We start from the raw sequence: 19632 nt of genomic DNA, 5'->3' as shown, positions 1-19632 counted from the left end.
TTTTTGCTATCCGGGCCAAGGTCGAACAGGTAAAATTATTACACATACCGAAGCCGCAGCCTGCATATTGCGCCGATGATTTTCGGATTTGACAGCCGGCGGTCTGTTGGCAAAGGCAAAACCAAAAAGGAAGGAATCGATCCATGGCCGATAAGCCTGCGTTCACTTACCGGGATGCCGGTGTCGATATCGATGCCGGCAAGCGCTTGGTTGAACTGATCAAACCGGCGGTCGCCAGGACCAGGCGGCCGGAAGTCATCGCAGGTCTGGGTGGATTCGGCGGCCTTTTCCGGGTGCCCACCGACCGTTACCGGAAGCCGGTCCTGGTTTCCGGAACCGACGGGGTCGGTACCAAGCTGAGGCTCGCCATCGACATGAATCGTCATGACACCATAGGCATCGACCTGGTCGCCATGTCCGTCAATGACGTATTGGTGGCTGGTGCCGAGCCATTGTTTTTTCTCGATTACTATGCGACTGGAAAACTGAAGCCGGAGACCGCCGCATCGGTGGTCGGAGGAATCGCCGAGGGTTGCCGGCAAGCCGGGTGTGCGCTGATCGGCGGAGAAACCGCGGAAATGCCTGGCATGTATCACAACGATGATTATGACCTGGCCGGATTCTGCGTGGGTATCGTCGAAGAAGACGCGCTGCTGGACGGCAGTCGCATCGAGCCCGGCGACATGTTAATCGGGCTGGCGTCGTCTGGCTTGCACTCGAACGGCTATTCGCTGGCGCGGAAGGTGCTGGAATCCTCGGCCGCCGGTCTGGACAGCCCCTTTGGCGGCTCCACCCTGGGCCTTTGCCTGCTCCAGCCGACGCGTATATATGTCTCCGCGATCATCAATCTGATAAAGCGCCATACGATTCACGGCCTGGCCCATATTACCGGCGGCGGGCTGACGGAAAATCTTCCGCGAATATTGCCCGCCGGCTGCAGCGCCGTGGTCGACCTCGAGAGCTGGCAACGCCCCGAAATCTTTTGCTGGTTGCAGGATCACGGCGGGATCGATGACCGTGAAATGCTCAGAACATTCAACTGCGGTGTCGGCATGGTGATCTGCCTGGCCGCCGAAAAAGAGGCCGACGCCCTCGCATCCCTGGGCTCTGACGGTGAACGCGCGTTTCGCCTTGGAATCATTGAAAAAGGGGATGGCGAGGTTCGCTTTCGGTGAACCCGTTGCCAGGCGCTCCGCTGACGCTGGTGGTACTGATTTCCAACCAAGGCAGTAATCTGCAGGCGATCATCAACGCCATAGCCAATCAGGAAATCCACGGCAAAATTCTTGCCGTGGTCAGCAATAATTCGCATGCGCCCGGCCTGCGGAGAGCAAAAAACGCAGGCATCCCGACCGCCGTGGCGGAGCGCGCCGATTTTGCGACCAGGCAAGATTTTGACCGCCGGCTTTTGCAACTTGTCCGTGATTACGATCCCGGTCTGGTCGTGCTGGCCGGGTTCATGCGAATTCTTGATGATGAATTTGTCGAGTATTTTGATGGTCGTTTGTTGAACGTTCATCCATCGCTGCTGCCAAAATATCCGGGATTGAACACTTACCGCCGGGTGCTGGCGGCGAAAGACAGTGTGCATGGCTGCAGCATCCACTTTGTCAGCTCCCGGGTGGATGGTGGACCGGTTATCGCCCAGTCCGAGGTACCCATCCGGGCCGATGATGACGAAATCAGCCTTTCAGCCAGGGTTCAGGCTACCGAGCATAAACTGTATCCCATGGTTATCGGCTGGTTTGCCCGCGGTGGACTGCGTTGCCAGGACGAAACGATCATGCTGGACGGCAAGCTGTTGGGAAAGCCCAGAAAAATTGCGTTCACGGTCGGTTAACAAACGAATTATGTCGATTAAAATGCAAACAATCAGTGGCCTGGCGGCGCTGCTGGCGACGGCCAGCGTGGCCGGCGCCGCAACCGAAATGCCGCCCGTCCAGCAGCCGGGAGCCCTGCAGCCTTTCTCGGCCAGTTACAAGGTTATGCGGGGGAAAAAACGCGTCGGCGTCTCCAGGGTCGAACTGATTGCCGATACCGATGGCTTGTTTGTTTACCGGACCCGAGTCATTCCACGCGGCCTGGCCCGCTTGTTCGTGCATCGGGATGTTAAAGCTGAAAGCCGCTTCATCCTGAAAAATGGTCTGCCACATCCACAATCGTATACTTCCAATGGCGCGAAAAAAAATGACATCCAACGCCTTGTGTTCGATCCACTCAATAATGAAATATCGAGTCTATACAAGGGCACAGAAAAAACCTTGCCATGGTCGCCGGGCGTACTGGATCTCCTGAGCATGGAAATTGCAATGAAACTGCAGTTTTCCCGTGGCGAAATTCCCACCGGATACACGGTGGCCGAAAAAAACGGCACCCGGGAATACCATCTCGAAATAGAGGACACGGAATCCATTCAGACGCCCTTTGGCGAATATGCCGCAGTCAGGATAAGGCGGCAAAAAACCGGTTCCGACAATCATGCCATCATCTGGCTGGCGCCCGAACTGGACTACCTGATGCTGCGTTTCGATAAATACAAGCGAGGGAAAATCGATTTTTCCATTCGCCTGAAACTCTATGATCCTGCGCCTGCGAATTGAATGATAGCTGGCCCGCCGATCAGGCCTTTGGCAGGGTAACCCCGGTCTGGCCCTGGTATTTTCCGCCGCGATCGAGGTAGGAAGTCTCGCAATCTTCATCTGACTCAAAAAACAGCATCTGGGCAACGCCCTCGTTCGCATAGACCTTGGCCGGCAGTGGCGAAGTATTGGAAAATTCCAGCGTCACATGGCCCTCCCACTCCGGCTCCAGCGGCGTGACATTGACGATGATTCCGCAGCGCGCGTAAGTTGATTTTCCGAGACAAATGGTCAGTACCCGGCGCGGTATCCGGAAATACTCGATCGTCCTGGCCAGCACAAATGAGTTTGGCGGAATAATGCAAACATCGGATTTCAGATCGACAAAACTGTCAGTCTTAAAATGTTTGGGATCGACAATAGCGGAATTGATATTCGTGAATATCTTGAATTCAGGGGCGCAACGCACATCGTAGCCATAGCTGGAAGTCCCGTATGACACCACCGGGCCGTTGCCGTTTTTCCTGACCTGCCCCGCTTCGAACGGCTCGATCATGCGATGCTCGGCAACCATGCGTCTTATCCACTTGTCTGACTTGATGCTCATTAGCGGTCCTCGATACTGATTTTCGGGAACAGGTGACTGTAATCCCTGCGCTTTGCCGCGAGTTGAACGCTCATTCTCAGCGCAATCTGCTGGTAACGCTTGGCCAGCGGACTCTCCTCGTCGGCGACGACGGTTGGATTACCGCCGTCTGCGTGCTCCCTGATGCGAATATCCAGCGGCAGGGAACCCAGCAATGGCACCTTGTATTGCTCCGCCATTTCCCGTCCCCCGCCACTGCCAAAAACGTGTTCCTCGTGGCCACATTGCGTACAAATGTGGGTACTCATATTTTCGACGATTCCGAGTACCGGGACTGAAACTTTCCCAAACATCTTCAAACCCTTGCGGGCATCGAGCAAGGCGATGTCCTGTGGCGTGGTGACGATCACGGCGCCGCTTAGCGGCACCTTTTGCGAGAGGGTTAGCTGGGTATCGCCGGTGCCTGGCGGCATATCGACGATCAGGTAGTCCAGTTCACCCCACACGGTATCGGTTATCAGTTGGGTCAGCGCATGGGTGACCATCGGCCCGCGCCAGACCATCGCCTGCTCCTGGTCGATCAGAAAGCCGATGGACATGGCGCTGATCCCATGCGCCTGCAGGGGTTGCATGGTCTTGCCATCGGTGCTGCCGGGACGTTGCCCGCCCAGACCCAGCATTAGCGGCAGACTCGGGCCATAAATATCGGCGTCCAGGATGCCGGTTTTTGCTCCCTCTCGCGCCAGGGCCAATGCGATGTTGACCGCAGTCGTCGATTTGCCGACCCCGCCCTTGCCGGAGGCAATCGCGATGACGTTTCTCACCTGCCCCAGCGGTTTCAAAGTGGCCTGGACGGCATGCGCCGCCACCCGCCAGGCTATCCTGAGCTTGACCGGGCTTAGCCCCAGCTGTTTCTCGATCAACGGAGTCAGCTCAGCAATCAGCTTGTCCCGGTACCGGTCCGCGGGAAACCCCAGGCTGATCTCGACGGCCAGGCCACCGTCCGCCTTGTTCACATTGACGACCTTAGCCACATCGGCAAGCGGGTACCCAAGCTCGCTTTCACCAAAATCCGCGAGAACTTTGCCAAGCCCCGGATCGATGTCATTTTTCATTGGCAGATGGAAATCACAGAAAGGTAGGCTATTGTACCCTGTCCCAGCTTGTCACTGAACAATTGAGGGCTGTGATTCATGTCGCTATTTTGCTGGCCGCCGTGTGGCATAATGCCGCAAATATTGGTGCAAACTCCCTGAAAACCGTGGATATTCACCGCAGGCGTGGCATGGCCGCCAGACAGCGAGGCCAGCATAGTTATGACGACTGAGACATACAATCCATGAAGTTTCTTTCTGCCCTGCGGGCCGAACGCCTTATGTCCCAGGTTCTGGAACTGGGCGAGGTGGAATCGCCGGCGGCCTTGAAAGCGCTGGAGAAGCTGTCCGCCCTCGGTGGCAGCGCAATTCCACCGGTCCTGGAGGCCCTTGCGCATGCCGACAAGAAACATACCGTAGCCTATGTCGATGTCCTGTCGCAGACGCTCACCGATAAGACTTTTCCCCTGTACGGAGAGGGACTGAAGGAAAACAACGAGCGGGTGGTCGCCGGCATCGCCTGGGCCATGACCAGCAGCAATCAGTACAACCCTTCATTACTGCTGGAATTGCTCCGCGATCCGGACACCAACAAGGCAGCCGTCATCAGCATCCTCAAACACAACAACAAACGTCTGAACGTATACGAGCTTTTGCGCGTGGCGTACAAGGTCGAGCCGCACGAAAAAGCGGCGATCTTTGGCCTGATCGCGAGCCTGGTCAATGAAGACATGGTGCCTGACCTGATCGAACGCATGGAGGGTAAGGACTCGATAGCCAAGGTACACATCATCAATCTCCTGTACCGCTACAACAAGCCCGAGGTCAGACGCTGCTTCGAAAAGCAGCTCGCCAACAGGAACAAGATGGTCCGCCAGGCGGCGCTGACCGCGTTAAGCCACATGGACGGAGACATCGATTCGGAAGCGGTCATGCGATTGTTGCGCGACCCGGATCTGGAGGTGCAAAACAAGGCAATCGACCTGGTGATCAAGATCAACCACCCCGACACCGTCAAGCACCTGATCCACATCCTCAAAGACGAGTCCGAATTTGTTCGCCGAGCGGCCGTCGAGGTGCTGAACGAAATCGGCGATGCCAATTCGATCAAGCATCTGCTGGAAGCCATCGCCGATGAAGACTGGTGGGTGAGATCCCGCGCGGCCGACGCATTGGCAAAAATCGGCGGATCGCGGGTCGTGGATGCGGTAATGGAACTGATCGGCGACAAGGACGAAGGCATAAGGCGGGCGGCTATCGAAATCCTCAATGTGACGCGCGACGAACGAGCCATCGGCAAACTGATTGCCGCAACCAAAGACAAGGACTGGTGGGTCAGTGAACGCGCGGTAGACGCACTGGCCGAAATCGGCAGCAAGGAAGCGGTGCCGGCGTTGGTCGAAATGGTGAAATCCAACCACCAGGCAATGCCGGTCATTATCCGCGCGCTCGGCAAGATTGGCGATGCGGAATGCATCGATACGGTACTGCCGTTGCTGGACCGGGAGGAAAAAGCAATCCGGCTGGAAGCCATGGCGGCCCTGTCCAGCCTGGCGGATGCGAGCCATTCAGAGACCGTCCGGAAAGCCATAGCTGCCCACGCCGGTAGCAAGGATGAAACCGTCAATCGCGCCGCAAACAGGGCAGTGAAGAAACTCGATCGGCGTTTCTCGGATACGGCGGTTCTCTCGGATGAGGAGGTCGCACAATATGCCGAACCTGACCATACCTTGCTCATGGATAGCCGCGAAGTCGCTGAAGTCATCATGGCAGCTGAGCAAGCCAAGATTCTGGACATTACCACCCTGAAACCAGGCGATGTCATCGCAGACCGTTACAAATTCATCACCCAGATCGGCAAAGGCGCTTTCGGTACCGTGTTGTTGGTTGAAGACAGCGTGGTAGAAGAACAACTGGTACTCAAATTTCTTAATCCGAATATTTCATCGGATGAAGAAATGCTCAAGCGCTTCGTACATGAGTTGCGTTACTCAAGAAAAATCACCCACAAGAACGTCATTCGAATCTATGATTTTCTTTTCCTGCAGGGCCTGTATGCCATCTCGATGGAATATTTTCCGTCGCATACGCTGGGTGGCGAAGTTATCGATGAAAAACCGCTGGCTACCAAAAAGGCCGTACGTTTCGCTTGTGATATCGCCACCGGTATGGCCGTCGCCCACGCCGCCGGCATCGTCCACCGGGATCTGAAACCGGCAAATATTCTGATCGACGAGGAAGGCCTGCTGAAGATCGTGGATTTTGGCGTCGCGGCAGCACAAAAAAGCGGCGACACCCAACTGACCAAGACCGGCTACGTGATCGGTTCACCGAAATACATGGCCCCGGAACAGATTCTTGGCAAGAAAGTCAACGTTCAGGCGGATATCTACAGCCTTGGCATAATTCTTTACGAATTATTGACCGGTGTACCGCCATACCGCCGCGGTGACCACATGTCGGTGATGTACCAGCATGTACAGGGCAAGGCGCCATCAGCCATCGAGGTCAACGACAAGATACCGCAGGAACTGAGCGAAATCATCCGCAAGGCCATGGCGCTGGACCCCAAGGATAGACATGAATCCATGGATGATATCTATCAGGCAATGGACGCGTACCTTTGATATTCTAGGCCCTGGAATCATTCAGGGTGGATTCAAATGAGCAGCAGACGATCGAGCAATGCCGATAATTCCGGCGGCGTGCAACGGCGGGCGGTTACCCCCGTTACCCTGGGAAAGTTGCCTGAAATGCCGGTAGGCGTGCGCTGATGGCAAGAATCGATGCGTTTTTGAAACTCGGCCTGCAGCAAGGATGCTCCGATATCCACCTCGCGGTCGGCGTCCCGCCGATGCTCAGGCTGAATGGCGACCTGACTCCAATCCGCTTTCGCGATCTTGGCGATACTGAACTGCAAGGATATGTCGACGAAATCCTGACCGAAAACCAGCGTGACCGGTTTGACACGGGTGGCGACCTGGACTTCGCCTATGTCAGTGAAGACGGCGGCCGGTTCCGGGTCAATATTTTTCGCAAGGAAACCGGTGTTGGCGCAACCTTCAGACACATCCCGGACGAGGTACCGGAGCTGGACGAACTTGGCATGCCGCCAATCGTAAAGAAACTCTGCGACTATCATCAGGGCATGATCCTGGTTACCGGTTCGACCGGCACCGGAAAATCGACAACCCTCGCCGCGATGATCGATTACATCAATCGAAATCGTCGGGTGAATATCATTAGCCTGGAAGACCCGATCGAATTTGTCCATGCCAGCAAAAGCTCGCAGATTATCCAGCGGGAACTGGGCACCCATATACACTCCTTTGCCGATGGCGTCCGAGCCGCAATGCGCGAGGATCCGGATGTGATTCTGGTTGGCGAACTGCGCGACGAGGAAACCATTTCAATGGCGATGACCGCTGCCGAAACGGGGCATCTCGTTCTCGGCACCTTGCATACGACCGGGGCTGTAAAATCCATAGACCGCATGATCGACGCTTTGCCGGCCGACCTCCGCGAACAAACCAAAGCGTTTCTGACCCAGGGTCTGATCGCTGTGATCTCCCAGGTGCTTGTCAGGACACCGGATTCCAGGGGCCGCAAGGCAATCCTGGAAATCATGATCATGACCCGGGCTATCGCCAAACTCATCTCGACGGACCAGACCCACCAAATCCCGTCCCAGTTGCAAACCGGCAAGAACCTGGGGATGCAAATGCTCGATCAGGCCTTGCTTGACGCCATTGAGGCCAAGGAGATCGACCCGGACCATGCGGTGACCTTTGCGCAGGATAAATCCTTGTTCAAGCGTTTTGTCACCGATGCCAGCCTGATGCCCAGATTCGAAACCTGAAACGGAGATTGCCTGTGAGCCTGATCGAAGAGTTGCTAAAGGAGACGGTGGAAAAAAACGGCTCCGACCTGCATTTCGTCGCCGGAGACCCACCCCGTATCAGGCAGTTCGGCGACCTGCATACACTCCGCCCGGAACCCCTTGGCCAGGAAGAAGCCGAGACCGAACTTGGGCAGATCATGACTCCCAAGGCGCAAAAGGCGCTGGACAAGCACGACGGCGCTGATTTCGCCTATACCTTGGGTGACATCGCCCGATTCCGGGTCAATATCTTCCGCCACCTCGGTGGACTGGGCGGTATTTTCCGGACCATCCCGAGCAAGACCCTGACGCTGGTCGACCTTGGCATGCCGACCGTCGTTGGCGAGCTTTGCCGCTCGTCCAGCGGTCTGATACTGGTCACTGGAAAAACCGGTTCCGGCAAATCGACGACGCTGGCGGCGATGATCGATGCCATCAACAAACGCATCAAAGGTCATATCATTACGATCGAAGACCCGATCGAGTTCATTCACAAACAGGTAAATTGCCTGATCAGCCAGCGGGAAATCGGGACGCACACCTACAGTTTTGCTGCCGCCCTCAAATCTGCGTTGCGCGAAGACCCGGATGTCGTCCTGGTTGGCGAAATGCGCGATCTTGAAACGATGAGTATCGCGGTTACCGCGGCCGAAATGGGAATCCTGGTCATGGGAACCCTGCACACGAACGGCGCGGCCGCTACCGTCGACCGGATCGTTCATGCTTTTCCGGCGGAAAAGCAAGGCCCGGTTCGGTCGATGTTGTCGACATCGTTGAGGGGCGTGATTTCACAGCAACTGGTCAGGCGAAGCGACAAGGACGGCCGGGTCGCCGCCCTGGACATACTGATCAACAATCCGGCGATTTCCAACCTGGTTCGCCAGGGAAAACTGGACCAGCTGGAAAACACGATGGCGAGCAGCGCCGGCGTTGGCATGTGCACCATGGACGGGTCGCTGATGTCTTTGTACAACAAAGGGACAATCTCCGCCGAAGAGGCCTATATGAAGGCGCTCGACAAGAAGAAATTCGAGGAGATCAGAGAGCTGGAAGCGCCCCGAAATGGCTGACCCTTGTGGCATAATCCGCCCTTGATACACAACGGCTTAACGAACACTCCGGGCGCTGAACCATAATGAGTAGACAAAAACGCCAGATCCTGGTGAGCAGCGCCCTGCCTTATGCAAACGGCCCCTTGCACCTCGGCCATATGCTGGAATACGTGCAGACAGATATCTGGGTGCGTTTTCAAAAGCTGCGCGGCAATGACTGTGTGTTTGTCTGTGCCAGCGACGCCCATGGCACGCCGATCATGCTGACCGCGGAAAAAGAAGGCATCACACCGGAAGAACTCGTAGCCCGGGTTGCCAGGAGCAACGAGCGGGACTATGCGGATTTCCATATCGAAATGGATAACTTTCACAGTACCCATTCCGAGGAAAATCGCCAACTTGTAGAAAGTATTTTCGCCACCCTGGTGGAGAACGGCCACATCACCCGCAAGAAAATCTACCAGGCCTTTGACGAACAGCGCAACATGTTTCTCCCCGACCGGTATGTACGCGGCAATTGCCCCAGGTGCGGCGCGAACGAACAGTACGGCGATAGCTGCGAGGTCTGCGGCGCGACCTATTCGCCATCCGAACTGGTCAACCCGATTTCGGTCGTTTCGGGAAATCCGCCGGTGAAAAAAGAGTCCGAACACCTTTTTTTCCGGCTTGCCGATTTTGCAACCATGCTGCGTGAATGGATACACAGCGGCCAATTGCATACCAGCATAGTCAACAAACTGGACGAGTGGTTCGAAGCGGGTCTGCGCGACTGGGATATTTCACGAGATGCGCCTTATTTCGGCTTCGAAATTCCAGGGGAAGACCGCAAGTATTTTTACGTCTGGCTGGACGCCCCGGTCGGTTATATGTCGAGCTTTCTCCAGTATTGCCGCAACGAAGGCATCGATTTCGACAGTTACTGGCGACCAGGCGGCAGCACCGAACTTTATCATTTTATCGGCAAAGACATCATTTATTTTCATGCGCTTTTCTGGCCGGCCGTCCTGCATGGGGCCGGTTACCGGATTCCGACCGCGGTGCTGGCGCATGGTTTCCTGACCGTCAACGGCGCCAAGATGTCCAAGTCGCGCGGTACTTTTATCACGGCCAGGACATACCTGGAGCATCTGGACCCCGAGTACCTCAGATATTATTTCGCCGGCAAGCTGGGGCCCGGCATCGACGACCTCGATTTGAATCTCGAGGATTTCAGGCAACGCGTAAACAGCGACGTCGTCGGCAAGCTGGTCAATATTGCCAGTCGTTGCGCCGGCTTCGTTCAGAGGCTGGCCGATGGAAAACTGGCTACCGAGCTACCGGATCCGGATTTGTTTGCCCGCTTTGCGGATGCGTCCGAGACTATCGCCGATGCCTACGAGAAACGCGAATACTCGCGGGCTATTCGCAAGATCATGGCGCTGGCCGACGAGGCAAATCGTTTTATCGATGAAAACAAGCCGTGGGTCCTCGCCAAGGGCGAAGGCAACGAACAAAAGATTCTGGCCGTCTGTACACAGGGTCTCAATCATTTCAGGCAGCTTTGCATTTATCTCAAGCCGGTGTTGCCCGAACTCGTTGCCAATGCCGAGGATTTTCTGCAATCCGGCGAATTGATCTGGAACGATTTGCAAAAACCGCAACTGGGGAGTGCAATCAATCCGTTCAAGCCTCTGGCCCGAAGAATCGAGACGGCGGATATCGAAAAAATTCTGCTGGCGTCACGTGAAGGACTGGCGCCATCGGCCAATCACTAAGAGCGGGACTACATGATCAGCATCAAGGTATGAGATGAGCGAACTGGCTTTGATTATCGTCAGTACCGTTCTGGTCAACAATTTCGTACTGGTGAAGTTTCTTGGCCTGTGCCCGTTCATGGGCGTGTCGCGGAAACTGGATGGCGCCGTGGGCATGGGCCTGGCGACGACTTTTGTCCTTACCTTGTCTTCCGCGGCCAGCTACCTCCTGCATCATTACCTGCTCGAACCGCTGGGGCTGACCTACCTGAGGACGATTACTTTTATTTTGCTCATCGCCGCAATGGTTCAATTCACGGAAATGTTGGTGCGGCGGTCCAGCCCTCTGCTTTATCAGATCCTTGGAATATATTTGCCGCTGATAACCACCAATTGCGCGGTACTCGGCGTGACCTTGTTGAATGTCCAGGAATCACATGGCTTCGTGGAGTCGCTGCTGTACGGCTTCGGGGCCGCGCTCGGGTTTTCGATGGTCCTGGTTTTCTTTTCCGCGATCCGCGAAAGAATTGAACTTGCCGATATACCACAGCCCTTTAAGGGCGCATCGATCGCGCTGATCACGGCGGGGATTATGGCGCTCGCTTTTATCGGCTTTAGCGGGCTGGTCTAGGCATAGTCTTGATCGCGATCATTACAATCGGCTTGCTCGCGCTCGCTTTGGGACTGGCGCTTGGCTTTGCCGCGAACCGATTCAGAATTACCAAAGACCCGGTAGTCGAGCAGATCAACAACCTGCTGCCACAAACACAGTGCGGCCAGTGCAACTTCCCGGGTTGCCGGCCCTATGCGGAGGCAATAGCCGCGGGCGAGGCGGATATCAACCAATGCCCGCCTGGCGGCGAAGCGACGATCCAGGCGCTGGCCAAGCTGCTCGGCCGGGATATCAAATCGCTCGATCCCGATTATGGCGAAGAAAAACCGCTCACAATAGCAGTCATCGATGAAGATCTGTGTATCGGCTGCACGCTCTGCATTCAGGCTTGCCCGGTGGACGCCATACTGGGCGCCAGCAAGCAGATGCACACGGTGATCGAGTCCGAGTGTACCGGTTGTGATCTGTGTGTGGAGCCCTGCCCCGTTGACTGTATCGATATGGTTGTCCCGGAGCCGCAACCGGGTAGCTGGAAATGGCCCAGCCCGGAACAGCGGGTCGGCCAGTAAGATCATGGAACAGCAAGACAAAGTCATGCCACGTCGTTTCAGGGGCGGCCTGAAACTTTTACCCAACAAGATTCAATCCACGTTGACCCCGATTCGACACGTTGGGATTCCGGACAAACTGGTGATTCCGCTGAGCCAGCACATCGGTCGCGAGGCCATACCGCTGGTAAAGGCCGGCGACAAAGTTTTCCAAGGGCAGCCGATCGGCGCGGCCGATGGCGAGGTGTCGGCGCCGGTGCATGCGCCGACATCGGGAACTGTAGAGTCCATAGGCATGCACCCGGTTCCGCATCCGGGTGGTCTTAGCGCGCTGTGCGTAGTACTCAGGTCGGACGGCAAGGACCATGCGATCGATACTGGCCTTGCCTGCGTGGATTACCTGTCGCTGAGCCCGGAGGAAATCCAGGACCGGATTCACCAGGCCGGCATCACCGGGCTCGGCGGCGCGATGTACCCGACGGCTGCCAAGATGTCCAAGGCCGAAGACAGGGGCATCAAGGCTCTGGTCGTCAATGCCGCCGAATGCGAACCCATTATCAGTTGCGATGACATGTTGATGAGGGAGCATGCGGATGATTTGATAACCGGGATTCAGATCATGCTGCACGCGATGTCTGCGCCAAGAGCGCTGATTGGCATTGAGCGAGACAAGCAAAGAGCCATAGCCGCACTCGAAAAAGCGTTAGCCAGGATTGGCGACGAGCGCATCGTCCTGCGAAAAATATACTCGATATATCCCGCCGGCGGAGAGCGGCAACTGGTGCAGGTTCTGACCGGCCAGGAGGTACCCCATGACGGCTTACCACAGGACATCGGTTATTTGTCGCAGAATGTCGGTACGGCGCTGGCGATCAAACACGCGTTGATTGATGGGCAGCCGCTGATTTCACGAATCACGACCGTTGCTGGGAAAGGCGTCCATCTGCCTGGCAACCTCGAAGTCAGGCTGGGAACACCCATCGCAGACCTGGTCGCGGCCTGTGGCGGCTATCGCGACGGCGCCGACGCAATGTTGATGGGCGGCCCGATGATGGGATTTTCACTGACCGATGACCAACTGCCAGTCATCAAGGGAACCAACTGTGTCACGGTCGCCGGCCCGAGTGAGTTGCAACAGACCGATTTCGCGATGCCGTGCATACGCTGCGGCAAATGCGCGCAAGTATGCCCTGTCACTCTGCAACCGGAGGAACTGTACTGGCAGGTCAAAGGCGGAGACCTGGACAAAGCGGCCAAGCTTTCGGTCGGCGCCTGCATTGAGTGTGGTTGCTGCGACTATGTTTGCCCAAGCCACATCCCCCTTGCCCAGTATTTTCGATACGCCAAGTCGGAGTTGTCCGCACGTGACCGGCAACAGCAAAAGTCGCAACTGGCAAAAAACAGATTCGAGGACCGCGCAGCACGCATCAGTATCGAGGAAGACGCGCGGCAGGCGCGACTGACCGCCCGCAAAAAACGGCTCGCCGAGGGCAGCCAGCAGGAACGCGAACGGCAGATTGCAGCCTCGGTGCAACGCGCACAGGCAAAGACCGATTCAACGGTCGAACCGGACCAGGATTTCGGCGAATGAAATTTGAATCCCAGTTCGCGCCACATATCACGCCCTCGGGCAGCGTACGGCGCATGATGCAACGGGTACTCAAGGCCCTGATCCCGGCAGCCATCGCGCATGTCTATTTCTTCGGTCCCGGGCTGATATTCAATATTGTCGTTGCCGGCGGAGTTGCGCTCGCGGCCGAGGCTGCGATGCTAAGACTGCGCGGGCTGCCATTGCGGCCGTATCTGATGGATTTCAGCGCACTGGTGACCGCGGTGTTGATCGCCTTCACGCTGCCACCGCTGACGCCCTGGTGGGTAACGGCGACCGGCGCGACTTTCGCCATCGTTATTGCCAAACACCTCTACGGTGGGCTCGGGCAAAATCCATTCAATCCCGCAATGACCGCCTATGTGGTTTTGCTGGTGTCTTTTCCGGTCTACATGACCAGCTGGCTGCCGCCGCTGAACGTGGACATCGGTATTACCCACCCCGATTTCGGCGACAGTCTTTTTTACCTGCTCACCGGAAACCTGCCGGCCGGGCAAGCGATGGACACGATCACCGCCGCTTCGCCACTGGATGTGACGAGGAACGAGTTGGCACAGGCGAGGAACTACTCGGAAATCAAGAACGGGCCGTTGTTTGGAAATTTCGCCGGGAAAGGCTGGGAGTGGATCGGCATATACAGTGCATTGGGTGGCATGTGGCTACTCTACAAGGGCGTCATCCGCTGGCAGATCCCGACGTTCATGTTGCTCGGCCTGTTTGTGACAGCAGCCATCATGTACTTGCTGAACCCGGGCGCCTATGTGCCATCCGGGTTTCACCTGTTCGCCGGCGCCGCGCTGTTCGGTGCGTTTTTTATTGCAACTGACCCGGTCACTGCACCGATATCGCCCCGCGGTCAGAAAATATATGGCGCGGGTATCGGCATTCTCGTTTACGTGATTCGTACCTGGGGCGGGTTTCCGGATGGTGTCGCCTTCGCCGTGCTGTTTATGAATATGACGACGCCATTAATCGACCATTACACCAGGCCACGGGTTTATGGCCATGACTGACCGCGGAAACTTGTTCAGGTTGATGAGCCGCTCCGGTCTGAACCTGTTTTTGTTTGCCGTAATCGGCGTGGGAGTCGTAACTTTTTTCTATGCGCTGACAGCAGACAGGATAGCAAAGAACGAGCGCGAGTACATGATGCGCAGCCTCAACGAGTTGATACCCGCGTCAGCCTACGATAACGATTTTTTTACGGATACCATTGATGTAATCGATACGAAACTGCTTGGCAGCGACCAGGGCGTCGCCGTTTACCGGGCGCGCCGGCTAGGACAGCCGGTCGGCCTGATCATATCACCGCAGGCCCCCAATGGTTACAACGGCGTGATTCGCCTGCTGGTTGGCATCTATGCCGATGGCACGCTGGCGGGAGTCAGGATCGTGGCTCACCGCGAGACACCGGGTCTGGGCGATGGGATCGACCAGCAACGCTCCGACTGGGTTGAGCAGTTTCCTGGCCTGTCGCTGGCGAGTGCCCTGCCAGCGGACTGGCAGGTGAAGAAAGACGGTGGCCGGTTCGATCAACTCACCGGGGCGACAATCAGCCCCCGGGCCGTGGTTCAGGCAGTCCACAAGGCGATGTTGTATTTTAACCAGCATCAACAACGGCTGTTTGCTGCAGCCGCCGGCGATAGTTACCGGTTTGAGACGGAAAGCCAGCCATGAACACCGCCAACAGGGAAATCGTTAACACCGGCTTGTGGAACAATAATCCCGCGCTGGTTCAATTGCTGGGGCTTTGCCCGCTGCTGGCGGTCAGCAACAGCCTGGTCAATGGCCTGGGACTTGGCATCGCAACCATCGCTGTGCTCTGTGCTTCAAACCTGGTGGTGTCTTTAAGCCGCAACTGGTTGCGGGACGAAATTCGCATCCCGGTCTTCGTGCTGCTGATCGCCTCGCTGGTAACCGTCATCGAACTGGTCATGAATGCCTGGTTTCACGGTCTGTACCGGGTGCTCGGCATCTTCGTACCACTGATCGTCACCAACTGCGCGATCATCGGCCGCGCCGAGGCGTTCGCCTCCCGAAACCGGCCGCTGCCATCGCTGCTCGACGGTCTGGCAATGGGCAGTGGATTCGCGGCAACGCTGGTCGTGCTTGGCGCAGCGCGGGAGCTGATCGGGCGCGGCAGCTTGCTGGATGGCGCCGACTTGCTGTTCGGCGATATCGCCAGCAACTGGACCTTGCAGTTTTTCGACCCGGAACACGGATTTCTCCTCGCGCTGCTGCCCCCGGGCGCATTTATCGGCCTCGGCATGCTGGTGGCGTTAAAAAATACCCTGGATCACCGCTATGCCCGCCTTGCAGCGGTTGCACCGGGCAGCGATGTGGCGAGCGAGCGGGCATGAACCGCGCCAGGCGGCTGGAAATTTTTAGCAGATTCAAAGCCGCCAATCCCACGCCGACGACCGAACTGCTTTACCATTCCGAATTCGAATTACTGGTTGCCGTCATCCTCTCCGCGCAAGCCACCGATATCAGCGTGAACAAAGCGACCCGCGGCCTGTACGCGGTCGCCGCTTCGCCATCGGCGATGCTCGGACTCGGCGTGGATGGCTTGAAAAAACACATCCGCAGCATCGGTCTGTACAACACCAAGGCGAAAAACATCATCGCCACCTGCCGCATGCTCGAGAAAAAATTTGCCGGCGAGGTCCCGCGCACCCGGGTCGAACTCGAAAGCCTGCCCGGGGTCGGTCGCAAGACCGCCAACGTCATCCTGAATACCGCCTTCGGCGAAATAACCATCGCCGTCGATACGCATATTTTCAGGGTTGCCAACCGCACCGGTATCGCGCCGGGGAAAACCCCGCTGGAAGTCGAAAAAAGACTGCTCAGGCTGGTCCCGGAAGAATTTCGCCAGGATGCGCACCACTGGCTGATATTGCATGGCCGATACATCTGCAAGGCACAACGCCCGCTTTGCCCGCAGTGCCCGATCGAGGACCTGTGCGAGTACCGGCAAAAAACAGGCCAGCCCGACCCGGCGAAAAAGAAGCAGGGAAACCCTGACCCGCTTGTCGGTCGAACGGACCGGGCGTAAGCTGGATCGCCGAATTTGTAATAATTACCCGCCGGTCGCGGTCATTTGCTGCTAAGGACGGGTCGATGCCTGCAAGCGAATGTCCGGAGGACTGAATGAGCGAAAACTATCCCGTTAAAGGCGCCGGACTGGGTCTGCGCCGGGGTTTGTTGAATCCTCTGGAGAACCAGTCGCCGGAGCAGATCGGTTTCCTGGAGGCCGCGCCGGAAAACTGGATCGGCGTCGGTGGCCGGCTGGGGAAACGGTTTCGCGCGTTTACCGAGAGATACCCGTTCGTTTGTCACGGCCTGTCTTTGTCGATCGGCGGCCCCGAACCGCTGGATGTCGAGTTTGTACAGCAGGTGCGGCGCTTTCTCGACGAGCACGGCATTCGCTTTTACACCGAGCATCTGAGTTACTGCAGCGACCACGGCCACCTCTACGACCTGATGCCAATCCCTTTTACCGCCGACGCGGTCCATCATGTCGCCGACCGGATTCGCCAGGTACAGGATATCCTGGAACGGCCTTTTGCGATCGAAAACGTTTCCTACTATGCGGCACCCGGCCAGGAGATGACGGAAATAGAGTTTATCAAAGCGGTACTCGAGGAAGCCGATTGCGGCCTGCTGCTCGATGTCAACAACATCTATGTCAACAGCATCAACCACAACTATGACGCGGAGGAATTCCTGACCGCGTTGCCGGCAGACCGCGTGGTTTACTTTCACGTTGCCGGGCATTACGTGGAAGCCGAGGATTTACGAATCGATACCCATGGCGCCGATGTGATTGACCCGGTCTGGCAACTTCTCGACAAGGCTTATGCCCATTGCGGCGTCGTACCGACCCTGCTCGAACGCGACTTCGATATTCCGCCGCTGGCGGAGCTGATGCGTGAGATGGATATCATTATCGAGTTGCAGAAAAAATGGTCGCAGCCCTCGGCGAGAGTTTCGCATGGATAAAAGCTTGCCGTTCCAGCAATTGCAACACGCTTTTGCCGCGCATATTCGCGACCCGGAGAATCAACCAGCGCCGGGAGGTATCGAAGACCGGCGAATGACAATTTATCGGGACCTGTTTTTCAACAACCTGGTCAAATTGCTGGCCGGAACCTTTCCGGTATTGAGCAAAATAATGGGTGACGAACGCTGGCGCGTTCTGATCCGCCAGTATTTCTCCACACATCGCTCGCAGACGCCGTATTTTCTGCAGGTTCCCAAAGATTTTCTGGGCTACCTACAGGATGAGCACACGGCCGCGAATGACGAGCCGCCTTTTTTGAACGAGTTGGCCCACTATGAGTGGGTCGAGCTTGCCCTGCAGATCGATACGGCGGAATTCGATCTTGCCGGCATCGACCCGGATGGCGACCTGATGGCCGGCCGGCCGGTGCTGTCGCCCCTGGCCTGGGTGCTGGCTTACGACTACCCGGTACACCGGATTTCCCCGGCAAACCAGCCGCAAGAGCCTGCCGGGCAAAGCACGTTCCTGGTGGTTTATCGGAACCGCGACGACCAGGTGGGTTTCATGGAGATCAACGCGGTCACCGCCCGCCTGCTGGAGTTACTCCAGGACGCTGCAATTACCGGAACGGGTGGTGAACTCCTGGCCCGAATCGCTACCGAAATTAAACATCCCAACCCGCAGGTAGTCAGCGAGGGCGGCAAGGATATTCTTGCAGACCTTCACGACAAAGACATTATTCTCGGTACCCAAACCTGACGCCCCAACGGGCTGGTTCAGAATCCCGACTGGCGGCAAATAATCTCTATCCAGGAGTCGAAATATGACCGCAATTTTGAACCATGTCAGCAAATTTAATGCGCAACTGAAAAATATCACCAGCCATCTCGATGGTGTCGCTTCGCTGGCGTTGCGCTTGATCCTCGGACCGGTGCTGATCGTGTCGGGATGGGAAAAGCTCACTGGCGCCAATTATTTCGGCAGCATGCTGGAGAGCTTCCCTTTTCCTTTTAATATTCTTCCGCCCGAGTTGAGCTGGCAGATGTCGATCTGGATCGAATTGATTGGTGGATTTTTACTGCTGGCGGGCCTGGCCGTACGCTGGATATCCCTGCCACTGATGGTCATGATGTTCGTCGCCGGATACTCGGTTCATCTCAAGAACGGCTGGGCGGCGATCGCCCCGTCATTTCCGTCACCGGTCTGCGTGCAGGGAACCACCGAATACGATACGGCTGGCCCGTTCAAAACCTTCGTCGAGTGTCTGAACACCAACGAGCGCACGATCGAAGGCTCGAAACGGCTGGCCAAGGCCAAGACCATCCTGCGCGAACACGGCAACTATCGCTACCTGAACGGCAGCGGGTCCATCGTCAAGCTGAACAACGGCATAGAGTTTGCCGCGACTTACCTGGTGATGCTGATGGCCTTGCTGATTATCGGCGGCGGCCGCTATCTCAGCACCGATTACTGGCTGGCCAGGAAGTTTCGCATCGACTGATGCGACGGTCAGGTCGCCTGCCTGCGGACCGGCACTATCGGATTCCACCTTTAAGAACGCTGCCATGCTGTCCAATCAATAGTGTCCACTGCTGGTGTTGATGCCTTTTAAAGACGTTGGATGTCCTGATTTTTCCACACATCCTCTCAAGAAACGGAATCTCCGGTATACCCGGAGCGATCCAGACCTTCAGGTCTCTCAGGTGCCCGCGTTACCAGTGGCCCCGAAAAAGTGTCTTAGCTGGGGCAAAATAGACCCACGAACTCAAGCCTCGCAAGCACTTTGACTGAATTAAACGGCTGACTAAGCTACTCTTGGTCCAGACGGTGGGAGCCTGTTATGGTCAACATCTCGCAGTTCATCAATGAACTAAGGCGCCGCAACGTGTTTCGCAGCGGCGTTGCCTACGTCGTCGTTGCGTGGCTGCTGATCCA

At 56.7% G+C, this 19632-nt stretch carries 20 protein-coding genes; 17 read left to right on the top strand and 3 right to left on the bottom strand.

Annotated features, from left to right (window positions below):
- Positions 1–143: 143 nt before the first annotated feature.
- Genes purM through IIA05_00905 form a run of 3 tightly spaced genes read left to right on the top strand, consistent with a single transcriptional unit; the run spans position 144 to position 2600 of the window.
- Positions 144–1175 (top strand): phosphoribosylformylglycinamidine cyclo-ligase, encoded by a 1032-nt coding sequence (purM, locus tag IIA05_00915; GenBank protein ID MCH9025660.1) that lies wholly within the window; start codon positions 144–146, stop codon positions 1173–1175.
- Between the two features lie 20 nt (positions 1176–1195).
- Positions 1196–1840 carry a phosphoribosylglycinamide formyltransferase gene (locus IIA05_00910; protein MCH9025659.1) on the top strand — a complete coding sequence of 215 codons (645 nt, stop codon included), beginning with the start codon at positions 1196–1198 and terminating at the stop codon, positions 1838–1840.
- A gap of 22 nt (positions 1841–1862) precedes the next feature.
- Positions 1863–2600, top strand: coding sequence for a DUF3108 domain-containing protein (locus IIA05_00905; protein MCH9025658.1), 738 nt, complete (start codon positions 1863–1865; stop codon positions 2598–2600).
- A gap of 19 nt (positions 2601–2619) precedes the next feature.
- On the opposite strand, the gene IIA05_00900 is transcribed toward IIA05_00905, so the two are convergent.
- The 3 genes from IIA05_00900 to IIA05_00890 are packed head-to-tail and all read right to left on the bottom strand — an operon-like array spanning position 2620 to position 4477.
- The gene (locus IIA05_00900) at positions 2620–3186 is read right to left on the bottom strand and encodes a dCTP deaminase (GenBank protein MCH9025657.1); all 567 of its coding nucleotides are present in this window, start codon (positions 3184–3186) and stop codon (positions 2620–2622) included.
- Entirely contained in the window at positions 3186–4280 is a 1095-nt protein-coding gene (gene apbC / locus IIA05_00895) for an iron-sulfur cluster carrier protein ApbC (GenBank protein ID MCH9025656.1), read from the bottom strand. Before apbC ends, IIA05_00900 begins: the two co-directional genes overlap by 1 nt.
- Positions 4277–4477, bottom strand: coding sequence for a hypothetical protein (locus IIA05_00890; GenBank protein ID MCH9025655.1), 201 nt, complete (start codon positions 4475–4477; stop codon positions 4277–4279). The genes apbC and IIA05_00890 overlap by 4 nt, the downstream gene beginning before the upstream one ends.
- Positions 4478–5125: 648 nt before the next feature.
- On the opposite strand from IIA05_00890, the gene IIA05_00885 reads away from it, so the two are divergent.
- The 14 genes from IIA05_00885 to IIA05_00820 all read left to right on the top strand — a co-directional run bounded on the left by IIA05_00885 (position 5126) and on the right by IIA05_00820 (position 19198).
- Complete coding sequence (locus IIA05_00885) at positions 5126–6886, top strand: HEAT repeat domain-containing protein (protein MCH9025654.1); 1761 nt, start codon at positions 5126–5128, stop codon at positions 6884–6886.
- A 146-nt stretch (positions 6887–7032) separates the two neighbouring features.
- The gene (locus tag IIA05_00880) at positions 7033–8118 is read left to right on the top strand and encodes a PilT/PilU family type 4a pilus ATPase (protein ID MCH9025653.1); all 1086 of its coding nucleotides are present in this window, start codon (positions 7033–7035) and stop codon (positions 8116–8118) included.
- 14 nt (positions 8119–8132) lie between these two features.
- Positions 8133–9209 (top strand): type IV pilus twitching motility protein PilT, encoded by a 1077-nt coding sequence (locus tag IIA05_00875; GenBank protein ID MCH9025652.1) that lies wholly within the window; start codon positions 8133–8135, stop codon positions 9207–9209.
- A 65-nt stretch (positions 9210–9274) separates the two neighbouring features.
- Positions 9275–10945 (top strand): methionine--tRNA ligase, encoded by a 1671-nt coding sequence (locus IIA05_00870; protein ID MCH9025651.1) that lies wholly within the window; start codon positions 9275–9277, stop codon positions 10943–10945.
- A 34-nt stretch (positions 10946–10979) separates the two neighbouring features.
- On the top strand, positions 10980–11555 hold the full coding sequence (gene rsxA / locus IIA05_00865) for an electron transport complex subunit RsxA (protein ID MCH9025650.1): 576 nt from the start codon (positions 10980–10982) through the stop codon (positions 11553–11555).
- A 2-nt stretch (positions 11556–11557) separates the two neighbouring features.
- Positions 11558–12106 carry an electron transport complex subunit RsxB gene (gene rsxB / locus IIA05_00860; GenBank protein ID MCH9025649.1) on the top strand — a complete coding sequence of 183 codons (549 nt, stop codon included), beginning with the start codon at positions 11558–11560 and terminating at the stop codon, positions 12104–12106.
- A gap of 4 nt (positions 12107–12110) precedes the next feature.
- On the top strand, positions 12111–13676 hold the full coding sequence (gene rsxC / locus IIA05_00855; GenBank protein ID MCH9025648.1) for an electron transport complex subunit RsxC: 1566 nt from the start codon (positions 12111–12113) through the stop codon (positions 13674–13676).
- Complete coding sequence (locus IIA05_00850) at positions 13673–14707, top strand: RnfABCDGE type electron transport complex subunit D (GenBank protein MCH9025647.1); 1035 nt, start codon at positions 13673–13675, stop codon at positions 14705–14707. Before rsxC ends, IIA05_00850 begins: the two co-directional genes overlap by 4 nt.
- A gap of 22 nt (positions 14708–14729) precedes the next feature.
- Positions 14730–15371 (top strand): electron transport complex subunit RsxG, encoded by a 642-nt coding sequence (gene rsxG, locus IIA05_00845; GenBank protein ID MCH9025646.1) that lies wholly within the window; start codon positions 14730–14732, stop codon positions 15369–15371.
- The gene (locus IIA05_00840) at positions 15368–16054 is read left to right on the top strand and encodes an electron transport complex subunit E (protein MCH9025645.1); all 687 of its coding nucleotides are present in this window, start codon (positions 15368–15370) and stop codon (positions 16052–16054) included. The genes rsxG and IIA05_00840 overlap by 4 nt, the downstream gene beginning before the upstream one ends.
- Positions 16051–16749, top strand: a complete 699-nt coding sequence (gene nth, locus IIA05_00835) for an endonuclease III (GenBank protein MCH9025644.1) — start codon at positions 16051–16053, stop codon at positions 16747–16749. The genes IIA05_00840 and nth overlap by 4 nt, the downstream gene beginning before the upstream one ends.
- 95 nt (positions 16750–16844) lie before the next feature.
- Positions 16845–17696, top strand: coding sequence for a DUF692 domain-containing protein (locus IIA05_00830; protein MCH9025643.1), 852 nt, complete (start codon positions 16845–16847; stop codon positions 17694–17696).
- Positions 17689–18456 carry a putative DNA-binding domain-containing protein gene (locus IIA05_00825; protein ID MCH9025642.1) on the top strand — a complete coding sequence of 256 codons (768 nt, stop codon included), beginning with the start codon at positions 17689–17691 and terminating at the stop codon, positions 18454–18456. The genes IIA05_00830 and IIA05_00825 overlap by 8 nt, the downstream gene beginning before the upstream one ends.
- A gap of 64 nt (positions 18457–18520) precedes the next feature.
- Positions 18521–19198, top strand: a complete 678-nt coding sequence (locus IIA05_00820; protein MCH9025641.1) for a DoxX family protein — start codon at positions 18521–18523, stop codon at positions 19196–19198.
- Positions 19199–19632: the final 434 nt, after the last annotated feature.

Source organism: Pseudomonadota bacterium, assembly GCA_022572885.1.
Lineage (GTDB): Bacteria > Pseudomonadota > Gammaproteobacteria > Steroidobacterales > MnTg04 > MnTg04.
This window is presented reverse-complemented; position numbering and strand designations above follow the sequence as displayed.

Excerpts from the sequence above, each read along its gene's own strand:
- IIA05_00880 (MCH9025653.1), top strand. The coding sequence starts at position 7,033 with ATGGCAAGAATCGATGCGTTTTTGAAACTCGGCCTGCAGCAAGGATGC.
- IIA05_00870 (MCH9025651.1), top strand. The coding sequence starts at position 9,275 with ATGAGTAGACAAAAACGCCAGATCCTGGTGAGCAGCGCCCTGCCTTAT.
- nth (MCH9025644.1), top strand. The coding sequence starts at position 16,051 with ATGAACCGCGCCAGGCGGCTGGAAATTTTTAGCAGATTCAAAGCCGCC.
- IIA05_00905 (MCH9025658.1), top strand. The coding sequence starts at position 1,863 with ATGCAAACAATCAGTGGCCTGGCGGCGCTGCTGGCGACGGCCAGCGTG.
- IIA05_00890 (MCH9025655.1), bottom strand. The coding sequence starts at position 4,477 with ATGCTGGCCTCGCTGTCTGGCGGCCATGCCACGCCTGCGGTGAATATC.
- IIA05_00820 (MCH9025641.1), top strand. The coding sequence starts at position 18,521 with ATGACCGCAATTTTGAACCATGTCAGCAAATTTAATGCGCAACTGAAA.
- IIA05_00830 (MCH9025643.1), top strand. The coding sequence starts at position 16,845 with ATGAGCGAAAACTATCCCGTTAAAGGCGCCGGACTGGGTCTGCGCCGG.
- rsxC (MCH9025648.1), top strand. The coding sequence starts at position 12,111 with ATGGAACAGCAAGACAAAGTCATGCCACGTCGTTTCAGGGGCGGCCTG.
- IIA05_00840 (MCH9025645.1), top strand. The coding sequence starts at position 15,368 with ATGAACACCGCCAACAGGGAAATCGTTAACACCGGCTTGTGGAACAAT.
- IIA05_00825 (MCH9025642.1), top strand. The coding sequence starts at position 17,689 with ATGGATAAAAGCTTGCCGTTCCAGCAATTGCAACACGCTTTTGCCGCG.
- purM (MCH9025660.1), top strand. The coding sequence starts at position 144 with ATGGCCGATAAGCCTGCGTTCACTTACCGGGATGCCGGTGTCGATATC.
- IIA05_00850 (MCH9025647.1), top strand. The coding sequence starts at position 13,673 with ATGAAATTTGAATCCCAGTTCGCGCCACATATCACGCCCTCGGGCAGC.
- apbC (MCH9025656.1), bottom strand. The coding sequence starts at position 4,280 with ATGAAAAATGACATCGATCCGGGGCTTGGCAAAGTTCTCGCGGATTTT.
- rsxG (MCH9025646.1), top strand. The coding sequence starts at position 14,730 with ATGAGCCGCTCCGGTCTGAACCTGTTTTTGTTTGCCGTAATCGGCGTG.
- IIA05_00900 (MCH9025657.1), bottom strand. The coding sequence starts at position 3,186 with ATGAGCATCAAGTCAGACAAGTGGATAAGACGCATGGTTGCCGAGCAT.
- rsxA (MCH9025650.1), top strand. The coding sequence starts at position 10,980 with ATGAGCGAACTGGCTTTGATTATCGTCAGTACCGTTCTGGTCAACAAT.
- IIA05_00885 (MCH9025654.1), top strand. The coding sequence starts at position 5,126 with ATGGTCCGCCAGGCGGCGCTGACCGCGTTAAGCCACATGGACGGAGAC.